Origin of the sequence: uncultured Erythrobacter sp. (assembly GCF_947492365.1) — a bacterium.
GTDB lineage: Bacteria > Pseudomonadota > Alphaproteobacteria > Sphingomonadales > Sphingomonadaceae > Erythrobacter.
Genome location: NZ_CANLMB010000001.1, coordinates 1067312 through 1088833, shown reverse-complemented (window position 1 = coordinate 1088833; position 21522 = coordinate 1067312). Strand labels below are relative to the sequence as shown.

At 61.2% G+C, this 21522-nt stretch carries 23 protein-coding genes; 15 read left to right on the top strand and 8 right to left on the bottom strand.

Annotation, left to right across the window (positions count from 1 at the left end):
• Positions 1–90: 90 nt before the first annotated feature.
• Positions 91–1110: a copper resistance protein B gene (locus Q0887_RS05290; RefSeq protein ID WP_299192943.1), complete on the bottom strand. Its 1020-nt coding sequence runs from the start codon at positions 1108–1110 to the stop codon at positions 91–93.
• The gene (locus Q0887_RS05285; RefSeq protein WP_299192942.1) at positions 1110–2810 is read right to left on the bottom strand and encodes a copper resistance system multicopper oxidase; all 1701 of its coding nucleotides are present in this window, start codon (positions 2808–2810) and stop codon (positions 1110–1112) included. The genes Q0887_RS05290 and Q0887_RS05285 overlap by 1 nt, the downstream gene beginning before the upstream one ends.
• Before the next feature lie 81 nt (positions 2811–2891).
• Between Q0887_RS05285 and Q0887_RS05280 the strand changes: the two genes are divergently transcribed.
• The 9 genes from Q0887_RS05280 (at position 2892) to Q0887_RS05240 (ending at position 10701) form a co-directional block, all read left to right on the top strand.
• On the top strand, positions 2892–3176 hold the full coding sequence (locus Q0887_RS05280) for a metal-sensitive transcriptional regulator (RefSeq protein ID WP_299192940.1): 285 nt from the start codon (positions 2892–2894) through the stop codon (positions 3174–3176).
• Positions 3177–3248: 72 nt separating this feature from the next.
• Positions 3249–4916, top strand: a complete 1668-nt coding sequence (gene recN / locus Q0887_RS05275; RefSeq protein ID WP_299192938.1) for a DNA repair protein RecN — start codon at positions 3249–3251, stop codon at positions 4914–4916.
• Positions 4913–5371: a hypothetical protein gene (locus Q0887_RS05270; protein ID WP_299192936.1), complete on the top strand. Its 459-nt coding sequence runs from the start codon at positions 4913–4915 to the stop codon at positions 5369–5371. Before recN ends, Q0887_RS05270 begins: the two co-directional genes overlap by 4 nt.
• A 95-nt stretch (positions 5372–5466) precedes the next feature.
• Complete coding sequence (locus Q0887_RS05265; protein WP_299192935.1) at positions 5467–5760, top strand: antibiotic biosynthesis monooxygenase family protein; 294 nt, start codon at positions 5467–5469, stop codon at positions 5758–5760.
• A gap of 24 nt (positions 5761–5784) precedes the next feature.
• Positions 5785–6471, top strand: coding sequence for a GNAT family N-acetyltransferase (locus Q0887_RS05260; protein ID WP_299192933.1), 687 nt, complete (start codon positions 5785–5787; stop codon positions 6469–6471).
• A 10-nt stretch (positions 6472–6481) separates the two neighbouring features.
• Positions 6482–8551: an NAD-dependent DNA ligase LigA gene (gene ligA, locus Q0887_RS05255; RefSeq protein WP_299192930.1), complete on the top strand. Its 2070-nt coding sequence runs from the start codon at positions 6482–6484 to the stop codon at positions 8549–8551.
• Positions 8551–9051 (top strand): CinA family protein, encoded by a 501-nt coding sequence (locus Q0887_RS05250; RefSeq protein ID WP_299192929.1) that lies wholly within the window; start codon positions 8551–8553, stop codon positions 9049–9051. The genes ligA and Q0887_RS05250 overlap by 1 nt, the downstream gene beginning before the upstream one ends.
• Before the next feature lie 94 nt (positions 9052–9145).
• Positions 9146–9496, top strand: coding sequence for a YciI family protein (locus Q0887_RS05245; RefSeq protein WP_299192927.1), 351 nt, complete (start codon positions 9146–9148; stop codon positions 9494–9496).
• Entirely contained in the window at positions 9493–10701 is a 1209-nt protein-coding gene (locus Q0887_RS05240) for a DUF6596 domain-containing protein (protein WP_299192926.1), read from the top strand. The genes Q0887_RS05245 and Q0887_RS05240 overlap by 4 nt, the downstream gene beginning before the upstream one ends.
• Here Q0887_RS05240 and Q0887_RS05235 read toward each other — a convergent pair.
• Genes Q0887_RS05235 through Q0887_RS05220 form a run of 4 tightly spaced genes read right to left on the bottom strand, consistent with a single transcriptional unit; the run spans position 10698 to position 13989 of the window.
• Positions 10698–11387: a TIGR02117 family protein gene (locus tag Q0887_RS05235; protein WP_299192924.1), complete on the bottom strand. Its 690-nt coding sequence runs from the start codon at positions 11385–11387 to the stop codon at positions 10698–10700. The two genes, Q0887_RS05240 and Q0887_RS05235, sit on opposite strands and share 4 nt — an antisense overlap.
• Positions 11377–12282, bottom strand: coding sequence for a 50S ribosomal protein L11 methyltransferase (locus tag Q0887_RS05230; RefSeq protein ID WP_299192923.1), 906 nt, complete (start codon positions 12280–12282; stop codon positions 11377–11379). The genes Q0887_RS05235 and Q0887_RS05230 overlap by 11 nt, the downstream gene beginning before the upstream one ends.
• A complete protein-coding gene (bla, locus tag Q0887_RS05225; RefSeq protein WP_299192922.1) occupies positions 12279–13289 on the bottom strand; it encodes a subclass B3 metallo-beta-lactamase in 1011 nt (336 codons plus the stop codon). The genes Q0887_RS05230 and bla overlap by 4 nt, the downstream gene beginning before the upstream one ends.
• Positions 13279–13989, bottom strand: a complete 711-nt coding sequence (locus tag Q0887_RS05220; protein ID WP_299192921.1) for an SDR family oxidoreductase — start codon at positions 13987–13989, stop codon at positions 13279–13281. The genes bla and Q0887_RS05220 overlap by 11 nt, the downstream gene beginning before the upstream one ends.
• A gap of 109 nt (positions 13990–14098) precedes the next feature.
• Here Q0887_RS05220 and sdhC point away from each other — a divergent pair, with 109 nt between their 5' ends.
• The 5 genes from sdhC to Q0887_RS05195 are packed head-to-tail and all read left to right on the top strand — an operon-like array spanning position 14099 to position 18296.
• Positions 14099–14494 carry a succinate dehydrogenase, cytochrome b556 subunit gene (sdhC, locus tag Q0887_RS05215; protein WP_299192920.1) on the top strand — a complete coding sequence of 132 codons (396 nt, stop codon included), beginning with the start codon at positions 14099–14101 and terminating at the stop codon, positions 14492–14494.
• On the top strand, positions 14494–14880 hold the full coding sequence (sdhD, locus tag Q0887_RS05210) for a succinate dehydrogenase, hydrophobic membrane anchor protein (protein WP_299192918.1): 387 nt from the start codon (positions 14494–14496) through the stop codon (positions 14878–14880). Before sdhC ends, sdhD begins: the two co-directional genes overlap by 1 nt.
• Positions 14880–16730 carry a succinate dehydrogenase flavoprotein subunit gene (gene sdhA / locus Q0887_RS05205; protein WP_299192916.1) on the top strand — a complete coding sequence of 617 codons (1851 nt, stop codon included), beginning with the start codon at positions 14880–14882 and terminating at the stop codon, positions 16728–16730. The genes sdhD and sdhA overlap by 1 nt, the downstream gene beginning before the upstream one ends.
• A gap of 25 nt (positions 16731–16755) precedes the next feature.
• Positions 16756–17853, top strand: a complete 1098-nt coding sequence (locus Q0887_RS05200; RefSeq protein WP_299192914.1) for a saccharopine dehydrogenase NADP-binding domain-containing protein — start codon at positions 16756–16758, stop codon at positions 17851–17853.
• The gene (locus Q0887_RS05195) at positions 17850–18296 is read left to right on the top strand and encodes a DCC1-like thiol-disulfide oxidoreductase family protein (protein WP_299192912.1); all 447 of its coding nucleotides are present in this window, start codon (positions 17850–17852) and stop codon (positions 18294–18296) included. Before Q0887_RS05200 ends, Q0887_RS05195 begins: the two co-directional genes overlap by 4 nt.
• A gap of 71 nt (positions 18297–18367) precedes the next feature.
• On the opposite strand, the gene Q0887_RS05190 is transcribed toward Q0887_RS05195, so the two are convergent.
• On the bottom strand, positions 18368–18523 hold the full coding sequence (locus Q0887_RS05190; protein WP_299192910.1) for a hypothetical protein: 156 nt from the start codon (positions 18521–18523) through the stop codon (positions 18368–18370).
• Between the two features lie 177 nt (positions 18524–18700).
• Between Q0887_RS05190 and Q0887_RS05185 the strand changes: the two genes are divergently transcribed.
• Positions 18701–19675: a C13 family peptidase gene (locus tag Q0887_RS05185; RefSeq protein WP_299192908.1), complete on the top strand. Its 975-nt coding sequence runs from the start codon at positions 18701–18703 to the stop codon at positions 19673–19675.
• 2 nt (positions 19676–19677) lie between these two features.
• Here Q0887_RS05185 and Q0887_RS05180 read toward each other — a convergent pair whose 3' ends face one another.
• The gene (locus Q0887_RS05180) at positions 19678–21483 is read right to left on the bottom strand and encodes an esterase-like activity of phytase family protein (RefSeq protein ID WP_299192907.1); all 1806 of its coding nucleotides are present in this window, start codon (positions 21481–21483) and stop codon (positions 19678–19680) included.
• Positions 21484–21522 lie beyond the last annotated feature (39 nt).

Here is a 21522-nt window from a genome sequence, read left to right as displayed (position 1 = left end):
CAGCATCGCGTGTTTGCTACAAAAGCGCAATCGCTGAACGAGCTTGGAACCGGTGTCTGTTGAAAACGCAGCGCTCTCCTGCTGCGCCTTTTAGAACCAGGTGCGCAGGCCCGCGAGCAGTTTGAACCCGGCTGCATCCTCGCCATTGGCTCGGGCGATGTCGGCGGTATCGCCGGTCTTCGCTTCATATTCGACGCCGATATAGGGCGCGAATTGGGGCGAGACTTCGTAGCGCAGCCGCAGGCCCGGTTCGATCTTGGTGATACCAGCACCAATCTCGCGTTCGGGGATGTCTTGCGCTGCAAGTTCGACCTCAAACCGTGGTTGCAGGATCAATTGCCGGGTCAGGCGCTGGTCGTATTCACCCTCGATCCGCGCAGTCAGGTCGCCGCGATCGGACAGAAACAATGCGCCGTCGATATGGAACATGTAGGGCGCAAGGCCCTGAACACCCACGACAATATGCGAGCGCGTGTCGGGTTCGGCGTCGAGGCGCACACCCGCTTGAAGATCGAAGAATGGGCCGATGGCGCGGCTGTAGAGCGCTTGCAGTTCTGCATCCTCGACGCTGCCGCCAAACTCGCCTTCACCCTCAGTCTTGAGGACGAAACGGTTGAGATCGCCGCCGTAAATGGCCTGCGCGTCCCACAGATAGCCGTCCTCGCCGCTATCGGCGGCAATGCGTGCTTCGAGCCGCTCGACCATCACCATGCCGGTGCGCATTCCGCCGTTCTCGCGGGCAAGCTGTTCGCGGCTTGGCGCCATGGCGTCAGTGCCCCAGATCGCGTCAGCTGCGTGGAGCGGGCCCTCGAAAGCGCGGGCGGGAACTGCACTTTCTGGAGCCGCGCCGGGGACCGATTTGTCTGTTGGGGCACCGTGGGAGGAGTGGTCCATCGCCTCTTCGGCAGGGGCGGTCTCGTGCGCGGAATGGTACATCTGCGAATGGTCCATTTCCTCGGCCTGCGGTGGACATTGCTCAGGCGGCAAATGCCCCATGGCGCAATGATCGGCGTTAGCGTCCGTTTCCGGCTGAGCGCCATGCGAGGAATGATCCTGAGCCGAAAGCGGAGCCGCTATCAGCGCAGCGGTCGCAAGCAAAAGTGCGCGCATCAGCCTGCCTCCCGATCAGGGAAGGGGCGCACCGTTACCACCTGCATCATCCCGGCATGCATGTGATAGAGCAGGTGGCAGTGGAACGCCCAGTCGCCCGGCTCGTTGGCGGTAAGGTCGAAAGTCGCGGTTCCGCCGGGCTGAACCACGACAGTGTGCTTGAGCGGTTGGTGCATGTGGTCCGCGCCGTTGACCAACTCGAAAAAGTGCCCGTGCAGGTGGACCGGATGCGCCATCATTGTCTGGTTAACCAGCTTCACCCGCACACGCTCGTCAAAGCCGAAGCGGATCGGATCGTCGGTGACAGCGGTGAACTTCTTACCGTCGAAGCTCCACATGTAGCGCTCCATATTCCCGGTAAGATGGATTTCCATTTCGCGCTCGACCATGCGGTGAGGGTTCATCCGCTTTGCTTTGAGGTCGGTGTAGCGCAGCACGCGGTGCGGCACATCGTCGAGGCCGAGGCCGGGAAAGTCCATCCGGTCCCTCGGAGCTGCGGCCACCATGTCCAGCCCGGCGCTCACCTCGACATCATCGGGCAGCAACGAGGTGTCGCGCATATTGTGCTCCATCGCTCCCATATCGCCCATATCATGACCCATCGCGGCGTGATCCATCATGCCCATATCGGTCATGGTCAGCGTCGGAATCTCGCGCAGGGCGGGGGGAGTGGCGATGTGGCCGGGATGGCTAGTGAGGCTCGCCACACCCATGCCGCTACGATCCATCGCCTCTGCGACGAGAGCATGGCTGCCATCTGGCGGGGTCACGATCACGTCGTAGGTCTCGGCGACGCCGATCTGGAATTCATCGATTTCGACGCCGTCCACATCTTGCCCGTCGGCCTGGATGATTGTCATCGGCACTCCGGGAATGCGGACGTTGAAGAAGCTCATTGCCGAGCCGTTGATAACGCGCAGCCGCACGCGCTCTCCCGCGCGGAATTGCAGTTGCAGATCGTCCGCCGGACCGTGGCCGTTGATGAGATAGGTGTAGGTCATCCCGGTCACATCGGCGATGTCGCGCGGGTTCATCCGCATCTGACCCCACATGCGGCGCTCTTCGCCAGACAAATCGCCCTCGCTCGCGCTCATCATCTGGTTCTGGAAGTAATGCTCGCCAACCTTCAGCTTGCGCATGATCTCATGCGGGTGCATCGGCGTGAACTCGCTCAGCAGCACCACATAGTCGCGGTCATATCGCGGGTCCGGTTCAGCCGCATCGATGATAATCGGGCCGTAATGCCCCGCCTGTTCCTGCAGGCCAGAATGCGAGTGCCACCAATAGGTGCCGTTCTGGCGCACCGGAAATTCATAGGTGAAGGTCTCGCCCGGTTTGATCCCGGGAAAGCTCACGCCCGGCACCCCGTCAAACTGGAACGGCAGTAGCAGGCCGTGCCAATGGATCGAGCTGTCTTCGGAGAGGTTGTTGGTGACGTTGAGGCGGATGTCCTGCCCCTCGGTCAACCGGATCAGCGGTCCTGGCACCGTCCCATTCACCGCAAAGGCGTGGCCCGAACGCCCGCCGGTCATAAAAAGCGCTTCGCCAATAGACAGGTCGATTTCGCGGCCCGACAGCTCGCCAAACCCTTTGCGCGCATGAGCCAGCGATCCACCGCGCGCCCATGCGGGCATCGGGATCGAGGACGCTGCGGCCAGTGCAGCGGTGCTGGAAATCAGTTGACGGCGGGAGAGGGGCATCAGGTTTTGTCACGCAATTGTTGATCGGGGAGCCGTTCCTATATATACCCCCCTAGGGTATTTCAATCAGGAAACAACACAGTGAGCAAAAAGCCTGAAGAATCGCGGAGCAACCGCGTCAACCGGCTCAACCGGATCGCGGGTCAAGTGCGCGGGATCGCACAAATGGTCGAGGATGACCGCTATTGCATCGACATCCTTCACCAGATCCAGGCAGCCCGCGCGGCGCTTTCCAAGGTTGAAACGCAGGTGCTGAAAGATCACGCCGCCTGCTGCATCTCAGAGGCGATTTCAAGCGGCAGCGAAGCCGAACAGCGGCAGAAATTCGAAGAGTTGGTTGATCTGCTTGAGCGTACCCGCAAATAGAACAGCCGGACCCGGCGGAAAACTCTTCAAGCAAGCGTGACGCGCCCGTTTCAAGCGGCTAGAAACCTTGCAATGCTCACCCGGCTTTCGATCCGTAACATTGTCCTTATCGAAGCGCTCGATCTTGATTTCGGGCGCGGGCTTGGCGTGCTTACGGGCGAGACGGGGGCGGGCAAGTCGATTCTGCTCGATGCGCTGGGTCTGGTGCTAGGCGACCGGGCGGAGACGGCTCTGGTACGCGCGGGCGAAGCCAAGGCGAGCGTTTCGGCGAGCTTTGAATTTGCCGCATTGCCGAAAGCTATTTCCGATGCGCTCGACGATGCCGATCTGGAAATCGAACCGGGTGAGCCGCTGATTATCCGGCGACAGGTCAAGGCCGATGGCGGGTCAAAGGCGTTTGTAAATGACCAGCCCACCAGCGTTGCCTTGCTGCGCGAGCTGGCACCTGCGCTGGTCGAATTGCACGGCCAGCACGATGATCGCGGGCTGGTGAACCCGCGCGGACACCGGATGCTGCTCGATCGCTATGCCGGTATTGATCTTGACGCTTTGTCGCGCCGCTGGGCGAGTTGGGCCAAGACCGAGGCGCAATTGTCCGAAGCGCGCGCCGAGCAGGAGCAGGCCAAGCTCGATCAGGATCTGCTGATCACGCATCTGGCGGAGCTGACCTCTCTGGAACCGCAAGCGGGCGAGGAAGTGCGGCTCGCTGCCGCGCGCTCGGACATGCAAAAGGGTGAGAAGCTATCGGGCGATCTCGAGGAATTGCGCCATGTGTGGGAGGGATCGGATTCGCCGCTCGCCTCGCTGCGGGTCGCCGCGCGCAAGCTTGACCGGATCGCCGAGGAACACCCGCTGCTGACAGAGGCGCTCGCGTCTTTGGATCGCGCCGTGATCGAAGCGGGCGAGGCCGAGGAAAAGCTGCAAGCGGCAGGTGAGGCTCTGGTCCACGATCCAAAAGCGCTCGACGAGGCGGAAACGCGTCTGTTCGAACTGCGCGCACTGGCCCGCAAGCATCGCTGCGAGGTTGATGCGCTGCCCGATTTGATGCGCGAAATGCGCAGCAAACTCGACGCGATCGAAGGCGGCGAAGCGCAGTTGGACTCGCTCGAAGCAGCCGCGAAAGAAGCGCGCGAGGCCTATGTCAAAGCCGCCGAGAAAGCCCACGATGCAAGGCTCAATGCGGCCAAGAAGCTCGACAAGGCAGTTGCCGCTGAACTCGCGCCGCTCAAGCTCGACACCGCGCGATTCCTCACCGCCATCGGCAAAATGCCCGAGGAGAAATGGGGCGCGCACGGCATCGACAGCGCAGAATTCCTGATCGCCACCAATCCCGGCGCAGACTTCGCCCCGCTGGCCAAAATCGCGAGCGGAGGAGAGCTGTCGCGCTTTATCCTCGCGCTCAAGGTCGCGCTGGCGGAAAAGGGCGGGGCAGCGACAATCATCTTCGACGAGATCGACCGCGGCGTTGGCGGCGCAGTGGCAAGCGCGATTGGTGATCGTCTCGCACGGCTTGCAGCGGACGAAGGGCAATTGCTCGCCGTCACGCATTCGCCCCAAGTCGCGGCGCGCGGCGGTACACATTACCTGATCGCCAAGGCATCCAGCGGCACCGTCACCAAGACCAGTGTGTCGTTGCTCGATGAATCAGGGCGTCAGGAAGAAATTGCAAGGATGCTGTCGGGCGCAGAGATTACAAGCGAGGCGAGGGCACAGGCAGACCGATTGTTGGAGGGTGTATGATAGACTTTATTGGTGATCTCATCATCGCGCTTGGCGTGCTTGCAACGTTGGCGATGTTGGGTGTGGGCACCCTGTTCGCGTTTGCGTTGATGGGGGCGCTCAATCTCGTCACGGAGTTAAGCTTCAAGCGGATTTTCTTTATCTCGTTCGGGGCCGCGATGATTTTGCCGCTCCTTCTGGGGACAGTAGTGATTGGCGTGTTGGCCGATGATGAAGTGCAGGATGAAATTCGCGCCGAACTGCGCGACTCTCTGCCGCCGGTGGAGGAGATCCGTCAGACGCTCCCGCAGCTCCAAAGCGATCTCGAGGACGGAACGCTCGACAGTGAAGAGATCGAACGGCTGATCGAACAAGCCGTGCCGGGCGCAGACGTACAGATCGACGATGGCGGCATTCGCATAAATACACCCGACGATGGCGTTGCGATCGATATCAACCCGGATGCCGCGGAGTGATAGAACGGCGCGAATTCGTCGGATTAGCGGCGCTTTCGCTTTTGACGGGGTGCACGCAGACGGTTTCCGGACAGAGCTTAGGAGGACTTGCAAAAATGGAAGAAACTTTCGGTCTGATCGGGCAGATGAAGGTCGCAGAGGGCAAACGGAGTGAAGTGATCGCCGCCTTGCTCGAAGGGACAAGCGACATGCCGGGGAACATTGCCTACATGATTGCGGAAGACCTAGAGGATCCAACCTCAATCTGGATCACCGAAGTCTGGAACACGAGAACCGATCACGCGAACAGTCTGCAATTGCCTTCGGTTCAGGCTGCTATCGCCAAAGTGCGAGAGCACATCACCGGATTTGGCACGCGCGTTGAAACCCGCCCTGTCCTGCGCGGCTGAGTTTCAGGTTTGGGCGAAAAGGCAATGATTGGCGAACTCTCACGTCCGGTCTGGTCGATGCTCACCGGCCCGCGCGCCGATCTGGCGGTGGCTGATGGGGACGCGATGCGGATTGACCCGGAATATGGGCCTTTTGCCGCCGCCCGCGATAGCTCGGAGAGCGCGCAGGCCGCATTGGCTGCGATAGTGCGCCATTCTCCGCATGAGGTCTGGCTGGTTGAACCAGAGGAATGGCCTGCTCCTGCTCGCACGCGAGTAGTCCGCACTGCGCCGCTGCTCCAGATGGTAGCGTCGGGCGGCGGTGCGGCGCAGGTGGAGGCGGGCGATATCGAAGCGCTCACTGGCGTCGATGTTCCAGCGATGAGCGAGCTTGCGCTTGCGACCGAACCGGGACCATGGGGGCCGAAAACGCATCTTTACGGCCAGTTTTACGGTATCCGGGACGGGTCGAAGCTGGCTGCAATGGCGGGCGAGCGGATGCAGGTCGGGCCCAATTTCTCCGAAGTCAGCGGCGTGTGCACCTGGCCCGAATATCGCGGGCAGGGCATGGCGCGGCGGCTGATCAGCCACGTAATGCAATCCCAGCGCGCGCGTGGCAAAGTGCCCTTCCTCCACTCCTACGCGCATAACGAAGGAGCAATCGGTCTCTATAAGAGCCTTGGCTTCGAACCTGCGCGCGAGCTGGTAGTCACCGTGCTGGCGGTGGCTTAAGGGTGAAGGCATGAGCGATGCGAAGACCCTCTCCGAAGCTGAAGCCGCCAATGAGCTGATGCGGCTTGCGCGCCAGATCGCGCGGCATGACCGGCTCTACCACGCCGATGACGCGCCCGAGATAACCGATCAGGAATATGACGCGCTGACACGCCGCAATCGCGAGCTGGAGGAGGCGTTTCCGCATCTGGTGCGCGAGGATTCACCTTCAAAGAAGGTCGGCCATGCGGTTGCCGCTTCGCCCTTGAGCAAGGTCACGCACGAGGTTCGCATGATGAGCCTCGACAACGCTTTTTCGGATGAGGAGCTAGTCGAGTTCTTCGCGCGAGTGCGGCGTTACCTCAACCTCGCCGAAGGCGAACCGGTGGCCTTTACGGTCGAGGACAAGATTGACGGGCTTTCGTGTTCGCTGCGTTACGAGAACGGCAAGCTGGTGCGGGCCGCCACGCGCGGGGATGGGCAGGTGGGTGAGGATGTGACGCCCAATGTCGCGCATATTCCCGACATTCCGCAGGAGCTTCCTCCTGGCGTGCCCGAAACCTTCGAAGTACGCGGCGAGGTCTATATGGAGCGCGCCGCCTTTGCTGAACTGAACCGCAAAGCCGAAGAGGATGGCACCAAGCCCTTTGCCAATCCGCGCAACGCCGCCGCCGGATCGCTGCGCCAGAAGGATGCGAGCGTCACCGCCAAGCGCCCCTTGCGTTTCTGGGCGCATGGCTGGGGCGCGGCGAGCGCGGTTCCGGCTCAGACCCAGCAGGAAATGGTGAGCAAGCTGGCGGAATGGGGTTTTCCGATCTCGCCATTATTCGCTGCCTATCGGGACGAAGGCGAACTGATCGCGCATTACAACCGGATCGGCGATGCGCGCCCCGATCTACCCTACGAAATCGACGGCGTGGTCTATAAAGTCGACCGGCTCGATTGGCAGGGGCGTATGGGCTTTGTGGCCAAGGCTCCGCGCTGGGCGATCGCGCGCAAATTCCCGGCTGAGCAAGCTGAAACGACGCTTGAAGCGATCGACATTCAGGTCGGACGCACGGGCAAATTGACGCCGGTGGGGAGGCTTGCGCCGGTGTTGGTGGGCGGGGTGACGGTCACCAATGTGACGCTCCACAATCGCGACGAGATCGAGCGGCTTGGCGTGCGGCCCGGCGACCGCGTCGTGATCCAGCGGGCAGGCGATGTGATCCCGCAGGTTGTGCGCAATCTGACCGGCGACGATGCGCGCGATGCCTTCACCTTTCCGGACAAATGCCCCGAATGCGACAGCGAGGCGGTGGCGGAGGAAGGTGAGGTCGATGTGCGCTGCACAGGCGGTCTTATCTGTCCCGCGCAACGCACTCAAAGATTGGAACATTTTGTCAGCCGCAAGGCGCTCGACATTGACGGCTTTGGCTCAAAAACCATCGCACAATTCTTTGACAAAGGCTGGCTGGAAAGCCCCGCCGACATCTTCCGCTTGAAAGAGCGCCGCGAGGACATCCTCGCGCTCGATGGGTGGCAGGATAAGTCTGTGGAGAAGCTGTTGGCGGCTGTGGAGAACAAGCGCGAGCCAGACGCCGCGCGGCTGCTCTTTGGCCTCGGCATCCGCCATGTCGGCGAAGTGACCGCGCGGGACTTGATGAAGCATGTCCACGAACTGCCTGCCTTGCGCGAGATCGCCCAAAAGGCGCGCGACGGCGACGAGGACGCCGCGTCGGAACTCACAGCTATCGACGGGATCGGGCCAAGCGTCGTCGAAGCACTAGGCGACTTCTTCCACGAACCGCACAACGTCGCGGTCTGGGAAGACCTGCTCGGCGAGGTCACACCCCCGCGCTACGAAGTCGAAACGCTCGATAGTCCCGTTGCGGGCAAAATCGTGGTCTTCACCGGCAAGCTTGAAACGATGAGCCGTGACGAAGCCAAGGCGCAGGCCGAACGGCTCGGCGCGAAGGCCGCGGGCAGCGTCAGCGCCAAGACCGATTTGCTGGTCGCCGGGCCGGGGGCAGGCTCAAAGCTCAAGAAGGCGCAGGAACTCGGCATCGAAACCACCGATGAAGCAGGCTGGGCCGAGATCGTGGCGAAAGCGGGCAGCTGATGAACCTCCTCCAAGAACTCCACCCGCAGGCTACGCGGATCGCGGCGCTGCTCAACGAGCGCGACGAGAAGATCGCGGTCGCCGATGGGGCAACCGGCGGGTTGATCGCGGCGGCATTGTTGACTGTGCCGGGCGCGCTTTCCTTCTATGTCGGGGGAGGGATCGTCTATTCCTTCAAGGCGCGTGACGTCCTGTTCGACCTGCCGCGCGAAGCCTATCAGGGTATGCGATCTGTGACCGAGGAATATGCCGTCCTTCAGGCCCGCGCAATCCGTGACCGGATGGAGGCCGAATGGGGCATTGCCGAGAGCGGCTCGGCGGGGTCGAGCAAGCATCCGCTGGGGGTCGCATCAGGGCGCTCGATTGCCGCGGTCGCAGGCCCGCTGGGTGAGCAGACTGCCATTTGCGAGACCGATAGCGATGACCGGATTGCCAATATGGAGGCCTTCACCCGCAATGCGCTCGACCTGCTCGAAGATGCGCTTTCGCAAAAAATCTGAACGCACCTGTCGTATCAGGCTTGCAGGCTTCGTCTTGTTGTCGGAGCCGCGCCAGATAGGCGAGGCCTGAAACGGAGAAACGACGATGCAATACATGCTGCTGATCAATGAAAGCGAAGACGCTTATACCGGCGAGAACGCTGCGCAGGTTATGGAAGAGACGCTCGCCGGTCACATGAAGTTGATCGAGAAGCTTACCGAGAGCGGGATCAAATGGTCGGGCGAACGCCTGCGCGAAGCCCATACGGCGACCACTTTGCGCTATTCGGGCAAGGATGGCGGCGTCCTGCATGACGGCCCCTTTGCCGAAACGCATGAAGAGCTGGGCGGCTATTACATCGTCGAGGCTCCCGATCTCGACGCAGCGATTGAATGGGCGCGCATGATCCCGATCCCCGGCGCGGGTGCAATCGAGATCCGTCCGATCTGGCCCGAGGACGAGTGATCGAGGCAGCGCAAGCGATCGCGGATGCACGGCCACGGGTGGTCGCCGCTCTGGCCGTGCATTTGCGCGATCTCGACCTTGCCGAAGACGCCTTTGCCGAAGCCTCTGAGGCCTGCCTGAAACTGGATGAGGCACCCGGCAATGTCGCGGGGTGGCTCCACGTCACGGCGCGGCGCAAGGCGGTCGACGCGATCCGCAAGCGCGCGGCTCAGGCGCGCGCGGCGGATGGCGCGGCGATGATTTCCGATATGGAGAATGTTCTCACACTTCCCGAACCCATTGCGGACGAGCGGTTGCGGCTGATCTTCATCTGCTGCCACCCGGCCATCGCGATAGAGGCACGCGTAGCGCTGTCGCTGAAGGTGATTTGCGGGCTTCCGGTTGCCGAAATTGCCAAGGTGTTCCTGACCAGTGAAACGACAATGTTCCAGCGCATCACCCGCGCTAAGCGCAAGGTGCACGATGCCGGTATTGCGTTCGAACTTCCGCCGCGCCGTATGTGGGGAGATCGTCTCGAGGCGGTGCTGCTGACGCTCGAACTGGCTTACACCGTCGCCTATCAGGATGCGGCGGGTGAAGTTGATGGCGAGCTGTCCGGCGAGGTCGCGCGGCTTGCGGCGATGGTCGCGCAGTTGCTGCCGGAAGAGCCTGAAGCGTTGGGCCTTGCCGCGATGGTCTATCTGGCGCGCTCGCGAGAGGCTGCGCGGGTGGATCAAGAAGGCGCGATGGTGCCGTTGTCGCGGCAGGATACAACGCTGTGGGATAAGGCCGCCATCGAACAGGCGCGGCTCTGGATGGACGAAGCTGCCGCTTTGCAATCCACCGGACCGTATCAGGTGATGGCCGCGATCCAGCTGACCCATGCGCGCCGCGCGTTTGACGGCGAGACCGACTGGGCGGCGATTGTGCGGCTTTATGATGCTCTATTGCAGATGCGATCGGGGCCAGTTGTGGCGCTCAATCGGGCAGTGGCTTTGGCAAAGGTCGAAGGGGCAGAGGTGGCACTGGTCGAGCTCAACCGGATCGACACCGTTAAGCTGAAAAATGCGCGGCCGTTTCATGCAGCGCGGGCGGAGTTACTTGGCCGGTTGCGACGCGATGACGAAGCGATTGAAGCGCTGGACCGCGCAATTGCGCTCGATCCGCCTTCAGCGGAGCGGTTGTTTCTGGAGCGAAAGCGGCGCGATCTGTCCGGCGCTACCTAACCTTCAGGCAGATCAGGCACCCACTTCATCACTCCGCCGGCAAAAGGCGACCACGCGCCGATTGTCACGCCCGCTGCGGCAAGGGTGTCGCTAGTCCATTGATTGCAAGTATTGCCGATATGGTAAGTGCCGCGCGCCGAGTAGAACACGTCATACGCGCCGTAGCCGGGTAGCACTTCGCGCATTTCAGGATCGGTCAGGCTGGCGGAGATTGCCTCCACCAAAGCGCGATACTCGTCCGGTCGCAGGCGCAGCACGCGGTAGTCATCTGACGGGGCGGGGCGGACATAATGCGCGACATGCAGCACCCCTTCGCCGCCGGTCATGGCGTTGAGAACGGTGGTGAGGCTGAGGTCGTACCATGTCGGTGTTTCGAGGAAGAAGGCGCGCTCGCCCCAGCTGACCGCGACATGGGTGTAGGGGCGCGACGAAGCGGTGATGTCGTTTGCAGGAAAGGTCGCGCGCCAGTCCATTTCGGGGGTGACGATTGGCATGGCGATCTCGGTGTGGATGCCGTTATTGCCGATCATGATTTCGATGCTGCGCTCTTCTCCAGCGACCGGCTCGACCCAAGCCGAATTGCGCGGGATTGAAGAGCCGATCCAGCCAGCGAGCGCGAACACCGCCACCAAGCCGAGTAAGCCTAGTCCGGTCCAGCGCAAGCCTTTGAGCAACCTACCGCGCATGGCGCTTTCTCAGCCAAAGGATCGCCCAGTCTCCGCGCTGGAGCCGCGCTGCAAGTCTCAGGCCCGCGCGGCGATAAGCGCGGCGCACTTCGGCCTCTTGCTCACCCGCCAACAATCCGGCGAGGAGCACGCTGCCTCCAGGCACAACGGCGCGGGCGAATTCTGGCGCGAGTTCAACCAGCGGTCCGGCGAGGATATTGGCAATCAGCAGATCGTAAGGACCGCGCAGCTTGAGCAGCTCGTCTTCCATTCCCGCCGCGATCACCATTGCCATTTCGCCCCGCCGCGCGCCGAGCGGTATCGCGTTGAGCGCGGCGTTGTCCTCAACCACGCCTGCACAGACTGGGTCGATATCCGAAGCGGTGACTTCGGCGCGCGGCCAGAGCGCCATTGCGGCAAAGCCGAGCAGGCCGGTGCCGGTTCCGATATCCGCCACGCTGTCCGCGCGTAGTCCGCTTGCCTTCATCGCCGAGAGCACTTCGAGGCAGCCTGCGGTGGTTTCGTGCTGGCCGGTGCCGAAGGCCTGACTGGCCGGAATGGCGAGATTGATCGAGCCTTCTACTGGCGGATAATCGGGCGTGTGGACATGGAACCGGCCCGCGTCGATGGGCGGCGTGCCTTGCTGGCTGAGCGTCACCCAGTCCTCGTCAGGCAGCTTCTCGATGGTGATCTTGGGAGCCTTGCCCGCGAATAGATCGGCAAGCGCGCGCTTTTGCGCAGCGGCAGGCTTGGTCGGATACCAGCCTTCAAGCACCCAGTCCTGCGGGCGATCCTCGCTGATCTCGCGGCCCGAAATGACGAGGTCAAAATCCCAATCGTCGATCTCGTCCTGCGCCAGTAAGGCAGCCTGCACGACCTTTTTGGGTGCGTGAGCAGTCAGTTTCCATGTGGTCACTCGTTTGATCCTGCTTCGCTTTCGAGCCGGCGCTCGATGTCCTGATTCTTGCCGATCGCGTAATAGGCGCAAGCTGTGGGTTCGATCATTGCGTCATTGCGCATCCGCTTGAGCATTCGGCTGTGCGAAGGGTGAGGGGTGAGCAAGATGTCGCAGTCCAAGTACCCCAAACGCTCCAGTCCCGCATGATATGCAGCAAGATAGTCTGGGTGTTCGCTGAATTTGTAATCGTCACCGCTGACAGGACTCAGACTGTCCGCATAAACGATCGAATAGCACTGCTCACCTTCGCAGCTCCGCCATTGCCAGCTGAGCGCGCCGGGGGAGTGGCCGGGCGTGTAGATTGCGGTAGCCTCGATATCGCCAAGCTGCACGCTCGCTCCGTCTGCAATCGTCTGGAACACTTGTGCGGCGGGAAAGGCGTCATGCATTCCCGCTTGAGGGTCGCGTGCATCGACTACACCGCTTTCCATAACGGGTTTGGCTATCGGAGAGGTGATAAGCCTCGCGCCGCTCAGCCGTTGCAACACGGCGACCCCCGCGACGTGATCGAAATGTTCGTGGCTGTGCAGGATATATTCGACATCCTCGACCGCGAAGCCGAGCGTTTCGATGCTGTCCGCGATCAGCGGTCCGCCTGCCTCCGTTCCGCCATCGATCAGAACGTGCCCGTCCTCGCCCGCGATCAGGATCGCAGCGATGCCGCAGGTGCCAACATAGTAGGTGTTGCCGTGCACCTTGAACGGCGGGGCGGGTTTGTCCCATTCGTCCCACGGGTTGCAGACCGCGATGAAGGGCCGGAAGCGCTCGGGCGTGTTGCGAAAGAACTCCGCGTCCTTGCTTGTGTCAGGATTGAAAGAGCCGGTTTGCGGCTGGGCCACTAGAGCCGCAAGTTCAGGCGTGAGCGCTTCGGCACCTTGCGCATCAGCGGTTTCGGTTCTGGCACCACTGGCACACGATCCGGCAGTCAGCAGCACGGTAGCCGCAAACACAATTCTATCGAACAAAGCTGGCTCCATTGGCGTCGATTACCGCTCCGGTCATGCTGGCTGGCGCGTCGAGCGCGCAGAAGGTGATGATACGGGCGATTTCATCAGGCGTTGCAACGCGGCCCAGAGGGATATCGCGCAGTAATTCTTCACCGCCGCGCGTCTCTAGATAGTCACCCGCCATGCTGGTGTCGGTAAATCCGGGTGTGATGGCAAAGCTCAAGATACCTTCGCTCGCATAGGCGCGTGCAATCGTCTTGTGCATCGCCACCATCCCGCCTTTCGCAGCGGCATAGTGCCAATGCGCGGGGGAATCGCCCCTGTAAGCCGCGCGGCTGGCGACATGGACCAATCGCCCTCCGGAGCCGTGATCATGCCAGTGACGGATTGCAAAGCGGCTCAATTGCGCCGCAGCGGTCAGGTTGATCCGCAAAGTGTCTTCCCAGCGATCGAGCCATTCGATGTCGCTGGAATCGAGTGTGTTAGCCTCGAACAATCCGGCATTGTTGATCACAGCCGCGATCTCGCCTCCACTGCGATCAAGCGCTTCTTCCCACAGCAAAAGCGCTGCCATCGGATCGGAGAAGTCGGCTGCGACTCGGTCTGTATCGCCGGACGAGCTCTGGTGCCCGATCACCGTCACGCCACGCTTTTCGAGCGCCTGGGCCGCAACAGCGCCGATCCCGCGGCTCGATCCGGTGAGGAGAATGTAAGACATGCAACGGTCTATCCCGAAATTTGCAAGCAAAGTCGAGCGTGTGCGCGCTTGCCTCTGACGGCTCATGCGTTAAACGGGGTTGGGGGAAATCACGAAACATGGAAACGTCATGAGCCAAAGACCGCTTTCACCGCATCTTCAGATATGGCGGTGGGGACCGCATATGCTGGTATCCATCCTGCACCGCGCAACCGGCGACGGGATGGCGGTTGTCGGGCTTTCGGTCCTGGTCTGGTGGCTCACCGCGCTTGCAAGCGGCCCCGCTGCTTATGAGACTTTCATCGGTCATGCCGATGCCTGGTACGGACAAGTCGTGCTGATCGGGCTGACCTGGGCGTTCTTCACCCATGCGACGAGCGGACTACGCCACTTCGTGCTCGATATCGGCGCTGGCTATGAACTCGACACCAACCGGCTCTGGTCGATCCTCTGCCCGATCATCGGCGTTATCCTCACCGCTTGCCTTTGGGCCTATATTCTTCTTCGCGACGGAGGGCTCGGCTGATGGGCAATGGAACTTCTATCGGTAAAGTGCGCGGGCTGGGCTCTTCGCATCACGGGGCGCATCACTGGCTGCTGCATCGCCTCACCGCGATTGGTAATCTTGTGCTGATGAGCTGGCTGATCGTCAGTCTGCTGATGTTGCAAGACTTTAGCTACGGCACTGTTACCGCATGGCTTTCCAAGCCGATTGCCGCAGTGCCGATGATCCTGCTGATTTTCTGCGTGTTCTATCACGCAAAGATGGGCCTTCAGGTCCTTGTCGAGGATTACATCCACGAGCCCGGATCGAAGTTTGCGATCCTCTCCGCGCTTAACCTCGCCGCGATTGGCGGCGGTGCCTTTGCGATCTTCAGCGTCGCCAGCCTTGCCTTTACAGGAGCCGCCTGATGGCCAGTTCTGCCACGAAAAACGACGCTTACACGATTATCGACCACACATATGACGTGGTGGTCGTTGGCGCAGGCGGTTCGGGCCTTCGCGCGACTATGGGCGCAGCCGAAGCCGGTCTGAGAACCGCCAATATCTCCAAGGTCTTCCCGACGCGTTCACACACCGTCGCAGCGCAAGGCGGCATCGCGGCGAGCCTTGGCAACAACTCGCCCGATCACTGGACCTGGCACATGTACGACACCGTGAAGGGTTCGGACTGGCTCGGCGATCAGGACGCGATTGAATATCTGGCGCGCGAAGCCCCTGCCGCCGTTTACGAGCTGGAGCATGCCGGCGTCCCGTTCTCGCGCAACGAAGATGGCACGATTTACCAGCGCCCCTTTGGCGGACATATGCAGAATATGGGCGACGGTCCGCCGGTGCAGCGCACTTGCGCCGCAGCTGACCGTACAGGGCACGCAATGCTCCACGCGCTGTATCAGCAGAGCCTCAAATATGACGCAGACTTCTTCATTGAGTATTTCGCGCTCGACCTGATTATGACGGGAGAGGGTGCGGATCGCCGCTGTGTCGGCGTGATCGCAATGTGCCTGGACGATGGCACGATCCACCGTTTCCGCGCGCAAAGCGTAGTGCTGGCTACCGGCGGTTATGGCCGCTGCTACTACACCGCGACCAGTGCGCACACTTGCACCGGCGATGGCGGCGGCATGGTTCTGCGCGCAGGCTTGCCCTTGCAGGACATGGAGTTCGTCCAGTTCCACCCCACCGGCATTTACGGCGCGGGCGTGCTCATCACCGAAGGCGCGCGCGGCGAGGGTGGATACCTCACCAATTCCGAAGGCGAGCGTTTCATGGACCGCTATGCGCCCAGCGCGAAAGACCTCGCCTCGCGCGATGTCGTCAGCCGCTCGATGGCGCTCGAGATGCGCGAAGGGCGCGGGGTGGGCGCCGATGGCGATCACATCCACCTGCATCTCGATCACATCGACCCCAAAGTTCTGGCTGAGCGCCTGCCGGGCATCACCGAAAGCGGCAAGATCTTCGCGGGCGTCGATCTGACCCGCGAAGCTTTGCCGGTCACGCCAACGGTCCATTACAATATGGGCGGCATTCCGTGTAACTATCACGGCGAAGTCGTGACCATCGGTCCAGACGGCAATCCCGATCACGTTGTGCCGGGGCTCTATGCTGTGGGCGAAGCGGCCTGCGTGTCGGTCCACGGTGCGAACCGTCTGGGCTCAAACTCGCTGATCGACCTTGTGGTGTTTGGCCGCGCAACCGGTCTGCATCTCAAAGAAAACCTCAAATCCGGCGCATCGCAGCCTGAGCTTGCTGCTGACAGCGCAGACTTCGCGCTGGGCCGTGTCGACCATTTCCGTCACGCCAGCGGCGGATCACCCACAGCCGAAATCCGCTCGGACATGCAGAAGGCGATGCAGAAGCACGCTGCTGTGTTCCGCGACCAGGCTTTGATGGACGAAGGCGTCCGCTTGCTCGCTGAACAGAACAAGCGGATGGGCGACATTCACGTCACTGACCGGTCGCTGATCTGGAACAGCGACCTCATCGAAACGCTCGAACTCGACAATTTGATGAGCCAGGCCAATGTGACCATCGCATCGGCAGCGAACCGCAAGGAAAGCCGCGGCGCCCACGCGCACGAAGACTATCCGGATCGCAACGACAAAGAGTGGATGAAGCACACCGTCGCCTGGTTCGAAGGCTGGGGCGGCGGTGCTGACTCTTCTGGGGCAGGCGACGTCAAAATCGACTACCGCCCGGTTCATGAGTACACGCTGACCGAAGACGCGACTTACATCGAGCCGAAGGCGCGGGTTTACTAGGTTAGTCTTTGTTCGGAGGTTAGCATTGCTCCGTGTTCTAATCATCGGTGGCTATGGTAACTTTGGGGGACATGTTGCGTGCCGCCTCGCCGATGATGACAGAATTGCTCTGATCATTGCGGGGAGAAATTTGTCGAAGGCTCGAGCCTTTTGCGAGAGTCTGGACAGCGCCAACCCAATTGAGGCTGCTGCATTCGACATGCGTGATGGGAGTGCGGCAATGGCCAAGCACCGCCCGGACCTCGTCATAAATATGGTCGGACCTTACCATGGTCAGCCCTATGATGCTGCTCGGGCCGCCATCGAATGTGGATCGCATTATTGCGATATCGCTGACGCACGCGACTTCGTAACAGGCATTGTTGAGCTCGACGATGCGGCGAAAGTGGCGGAAGTCGCGGTGCTTGCCGGGGCGAGTTCGGTGCCAACATTGACCGCCGCATATCTCGACGAAGCCTTGACCGATATGCGAGCCATTCATCGGGTTGACTACGGGATCAGCGCAGGCGAGCAATCGAATTTCGGTTCGGGGACTGTCGCAGCGGTTCTGAACTTCGTCGGAGAACGCTTCACGATTTTGAAGAACGGCGAAATGGTCCCGGTGCGCGGATGGAGCGGGTTGCATTCAAAGAAATATCCAGAGCTTGGCAGGCGCTGGTTTGGACGCGGAAACATCGTCGATCATGCGCTTTTCGCTGATCGGTATCCCGGCCTTCGGCATTCAACTTTCTGGGCCGGTCACGGTGTTGCACTAATGCATTTCGGTACGGTTATTCTGGGGTGGTTGAGGGCATTGCGTCTGCTGCCACGGCTCGATCAGTTCGCGCCGTTTCTTGCGAAGTTCTCCCGTCTTTTCGATAGGTTAGGGCGCGGTCTCAGCGGTTTTCATATGAAAATCGAAGGCGAGGCGGCCGATGGTTCGGCGACAGTCCGCCAGCATTGGATTATCGCAAGGCAAGGTCACGGACCCTATATACCTTGCACGGCTGTTGTCTTGATCGCAAAGATGCTGGCTGAGGGACAATCAATCCCGTCCGGGGCGCGACCTTGTTTGGATATCATTTCCCTCGATCAATACCGCGCTGGATTTGCGGGTCTTGATATTAATTGGATCGACGAATGACGTGCGATGCATATTCCTATCGCACAGACCCCGGTGTTCCCACTTTCGACGAAAGCCGGCCCTTATTCATCTTTGATGGTGTCTGCGTTCTGTGCTCGGGTGGGGCGGCTTTCCTGATGAAACGCGATACGTGCGGCAGAATTGCTTTTACGTCGGCACAAGGACCTTTGGGGCAGGCCTTGTGTGATCACTACCAAGTAGACTGGGACGAAAGTTACCTCTTTATCCGCAATGGTAAGCCATTCATCAAAAGTGCGGGCTATTTCGAGGTTGCGAAGGCGCTAGGTGGATTTTGGCAGTCGAGTCTGATCTTCAAGATAATTCCACGTCCGATCAGGGATTGGCTGTATGACCGAATTGCTCGCAATCGCTACAGATGGTTTGGCAAGACAGAGGAATCCTGCGCATTGTTAAGTGAAGACCAACGCGCACGCCTGCTCTGACCATTCGCGAGGCGGTTCGACAAAATTCTCTGCAATTTGAGCGTTTTGCTATGTCGGAGCGAGCCAGTGGCTTAAGCCGCTTCACCCGTCATCCGCCCGAATAGCGAGGTCGCGTGGGGCGAGTTGGTTGGGACATAGTCGCAGAAATTGACCATCTTTGCGCCCTTGCGTCCAAACAGCCCGCTGGCGGGGATCGATACGGGTTTGGCCTTTGCGATTGTCGTCATGTCCAACTCTTTCGCCGCGAAAATTGACGCAGCTGTCTTGATTGATTGCCTAGCCAGTGAACTAAGCCTGATCGCCCCGCACGAATTGTATCAATCTGCCATCGGCAACAATTGTCGGATCGATACAATGGCGCCGCGATGCTTGACCTGACGCGCTGGCTCGCGAAGAACAGGTGCATGCACATCAAGGCTCTTCTCGGATCGGCACTCTGCGCGCTCCTTGCCCATCCGCTCGCCGCGCAGGACGATTCTAACCGGCCGCCTGAACACACCGAACCCTTTCCCAATATCGGCACCGGCCAGACCCGCGAGGAGATCGCAGACAGTTTTGACCTCGCCCCGCAGTTGCGGCGGGGAGTGCCGGCGCGTGAATTGCTTGAGCAACGCCGCAGGCTTGCGAGTGCGCTCGATGATCTTGCCCCCCAGCGGCCCGGCATAGTTGACGCCTATGTTGTCACCATCGCACTCGACAGCGATCCCGTCTTTGCCCGCGAAGCGCGCGAGGCGGGGAGGGTGCTCTCGAAACGCTACGACGGCGCGGGGCGCACCTTGTCGCTCGCAGGACCGGATGGGGAGCGCGATGATCTGCCGCGCGGATCAATTGAGAGCCTGCTGGTCAGCCTCGCGCATATCGCCGAAGTGATGGATCCCGATGAGGACGTGCTGGTGCTTTATACGACCAGCCACGGCTTAAAGCTCGGCCTTGCCTATCATTACGGCGACACCGGCTACGGCATATTCTCTCCCGCGCGGCTGAAGGACACGCTTGAGGAGCTGGGGATTGAACGGCGTATCTTGATTCTCTCCGCGTGCTTTTCGGGCGTTTTCGTGCCCGAGCTGGCCAGCCCTGACACCGCGATCCTGACCGCCGCTGCGTCGGAGCGCAGCTCCTTTGGATGTCAGCCGGAAAATGACTGGACGTTCTATGGCGACGCGCTGATCAATCGCGCGATGCGCCAGCCGCAAAGCCTTTCGGAGGCGGCCCACGAAGCCAGCCTGACGGTTGCCGATTGGGAAAGCCGCCAACGCCTGCTCGCCTCGCTCCCGCAAAGTGCCATAGGTGCCAATGTTGCAAACTGGCTGCCGCAGCTCGAAGCACGCATGCCCAGCGTGGCGAGCGCATCTGTCGGACGGCCAGCCGTGGGCGAATAGGCTTATTCTGCTACTTCCAACCGGCGTGCATCAATAATCTCGACCGGCTCTGCGATCATCTGTCCCACCATCATACCTTCGCCCAGATTTGGATCAGTGGGTGACGCGTGGATGGCCGAGACTACGTCCATCCCGTCAATCACATAGCCGAACACCGCATAGCCGTTTTGCCACACCGGCTCGTCGGCATCGGGACGCGCGTCGAGGCCGATCTGGTCAGCGAGCATGATCGAAAAGTCGCCATTGGCGGTGCCCGGATCACCCATCGCCATCGAAAGTGCGCCATTGGTGTGACTGAGGCCGGTCTGAGTGGTCGGCTCATGCGCAATGCCGGGAAGGATGCGCGCAGGATCAAAGCGCGCGCCGCCCTGAATCAGTCCGTTGGGACGCGGCTCGCGCTCCAGCTTCATCGCCCGGTAGAACACCGTTCCGTCAAAACGGTCCTCATCCACATAGCGCAGGAAATTGGCTGCGGTGATCGGCGCGCGCTCGGTCTCGAGGCGGATCGTGATGTTGCCCAATGCGGTTTCGAGCACAACGTCGACCGTCTCGTAATTGACCTCCGGCTCGGGAGTCGCCGCGACCGGCGGGTCGGTGTTTCTGATCTCGAACTTCATCAGCAAGTTGCGCTGGTTGTCGGAAAAGTTGTTGTCGGAGACGAGGTAGAGATAGGTCTGCCCATATTGTTCGCGCACCGCCAGCCCTTCGAAATTATCGAGGGTGAGGGGCGGGAGCAGGGTCGCCAGCACCTGCGGCTCTCCGTCGGCCGGCAGCGCAAGGATGGAAGCGCGGTTTCCCTCGCCGCGGCGGTAGCTGCGGAACAGGACATAGCAGGTGCCGTCAGAGTCGCAGGCCGCATCGGTCGGCGCGCCGCCATGCTCCGCCAGTTCGGGCGGAGCGGGCAGTTCAAAGCGGGTGACGCCGCCCAAGGACGCGTGGATGCAATTGGGCCGTCCGGCCTCGGCCCATTCTCCGCATGCGAGAAGTGTGTTGGCAGTCATCGCAAGCGTTTCTAGCCCGCCATTCGGCGCGGCTTCGGCCACCAGTTCGATCGCGCCTGCGATATCCTCCCGCGCTGGAATGCCGGATGTGCGCTCACCGAGCGTGGGATAGCCCAAGATGCGGTGTGTCCGCTCGAACGCGACCAGCCAGCCGCCATCTGGATCGCGTGCAATCGCTTCGGCATCGCCTTCATCCTTACCTCGCAACCGCCGCCCGCGCTCGTCATTGAGGTCGTCGACGGTGATCGAGAACACGTCGATCAGCCGCCCGTTGATTTCGTCCGGCGTGATCAAGAGCCAGCGGCCATCATCGCTCACCGCGAAGAGCCGGTTGCCGAACCATTCGAGGCCCGAGATGCCGCCAATATCCTCGTCACCCGGCTCGATCGCGACCCCGCCGCGATAGATCAGCTCGCCGACTTCCACCTGCTCGGGGTCTTGCGGATTGAGCAGCACAGGCGCGGTGATTGCGAAGAGTTCGTCCTGATCGCGCACTTCGAGATCGCTTGCCGCGACATCCGGCTCGTCCTGACTGCAAGCGAATTGGAGAGTTCCCGAACCGAATTCCATCGCCCCGTGATGCGTCTCATCCTCCGGTGCTGCGTGCAGCGCGGGATCCAAAAAGTCGCGCCAACCCTGCGGAATTTCGCGTCCTTCAGCTTCGCCTTCGTGACCCGAATCCTGCGAACTCGCCCCTTCAACAATGATCGGGGTCTGCGCCGCTTCGGCTTCGGGATCGGCGGATTGTTGACCGGTTGATGCGGCGCTCAATGCAAGCGCGGCAAATGAAAGCGAAATCCATGTCATTCATCCGTTGTGATCGACAGCGGGCAGAGTTTCAAGCGG

Excerpts from the sequence above, each read along its gene's own strand:
- Q0887_RS05220 (WP_299192921.1), bottom strand. The coding sequence starts at position 13,989 with ATGTCTTACATTCTCCTCACCGGATCGAGCCGCGGGATCGGCGCTGTT.
- Q0887_RS05235 (WP_299192924.1), bottom strand. The coding sequence starts at position 11,387 with ATGCGCGGTAGGTTGCTCAAAGGCTTGCGCTGGACCGGACTAGGCTTA.
- Q0887_RS05250 (WP_299192929.1), top strand. The coding sequence starts at position 8,551 with ATGAACCTCCTCCAAGAACTCCACCCGCAGGCTACGCGGATCGCGGCG.
- Q0887_RS05290 (WP_299192943.1), bottom strand. The coding sequence starts at position 1,110 with ATGCGCGCACTTTTGCTTGCGACCGCTGCGCTGATAGCGGCTCCGCTT.
- Q0887_RS05285 (WP_299192942.1), bottom strand. The coding sequence starts at position 2,810 with ATGCCCCTCTCCCGCCGTCAACTGATTTCCAGCACCGCTGCACTGGCC.
- sdhC (WP_299192920.1), top strand. The coding sequence starts at position 14,099 with ATGAGCCAAAGACCGCTTTCACCGCATCTTCAGATATGGCGGTGGGGA.
- Q0887_RS05270 (WP_299192936.1), top strand. The coding sequence starts at position 4,913 with ATGATAGACTTTATTGGTGATCTCATCATCGCGCTTGGCGTGCTTGCA.
- Q0887_RS05180 (WP_299192907.1), bottom strand. The coding sequence starts at position 21,483 with ATGACATGGATTTCGCTTTCATTTGCCGCGCTTGCATTGAGCGCCGCA.
- ligA (WP_299192930.1), top strand. The coding sequence starts at position 6,482 with ATGAGCGATGCGAAGACCCTCTCCGAAGCTGAAGCCGCCAATGAGCTG.
- sdhA (WP_299192916.1), top strand. The coding sequence starts at position 14,880 with ATGGCCAGTTCTGCCACGAAAAACGACGCTTACACGATTATCGACCAC.
- Q0887_RS05190 (WP_299192910.1), bottom strand. The coding sequence starts at position 18,523 with ATGACGACAATCGCAAAGGCCAAACCCGTATCGATCCCCGCCAGCGGG.
- Q0887_RS05260 (WP_299192933.1), top strand. The coding sequence starts at position 5,785 with ATGATTGGCGAACTCTCACGTCCGGTCTGGTCGATGCTCACCGGCCCG.
- sdhD (WP_299192918.1), top strand. The coding sequence starts at position 14,494 with ATGGGCAATGGAACTTCTATCGGTAAAGTGCGCGGGCTGGGCTCTTCG.
- Q0887_RS05245 (WP_299192927.1), top strand. The coding sequence starts at position 9,146 with ATGCTGCTGATCAATGAAAGCGAAGACGCTTATACCGGCGAGAACGCT.
- Q0887_RS05185 (WP_299192908.1), top strand. The coding sequence starts at position 18,701 with ATGCACATCAAGGCTCTTCTCGGATCGGCACTCTGCGCGCTCCTTGCC.
- Q0887_RS05195 (WP_299192912.1), top strand. The coding sequence starts at position 17,850 with ATGACGTGCGATGCATATTCCTATCGCACAGACCCCGGTGTTCCCACT.
- Q0887_RS05265 (WP_299192935.1), top strand. The coding sequence starts at position 5,467 with ATGGAAGAAACTTTCGGTCTGATCGGGCAGATGAAGGTCGCAGAGGGC.
- recN (WP_299192938.1), top strand. The coding sequence starts at position 3,249 with ATGCTCACCCGGCTTTCGATCCGTAACATTGTCCTTATCGAAGCGCTC.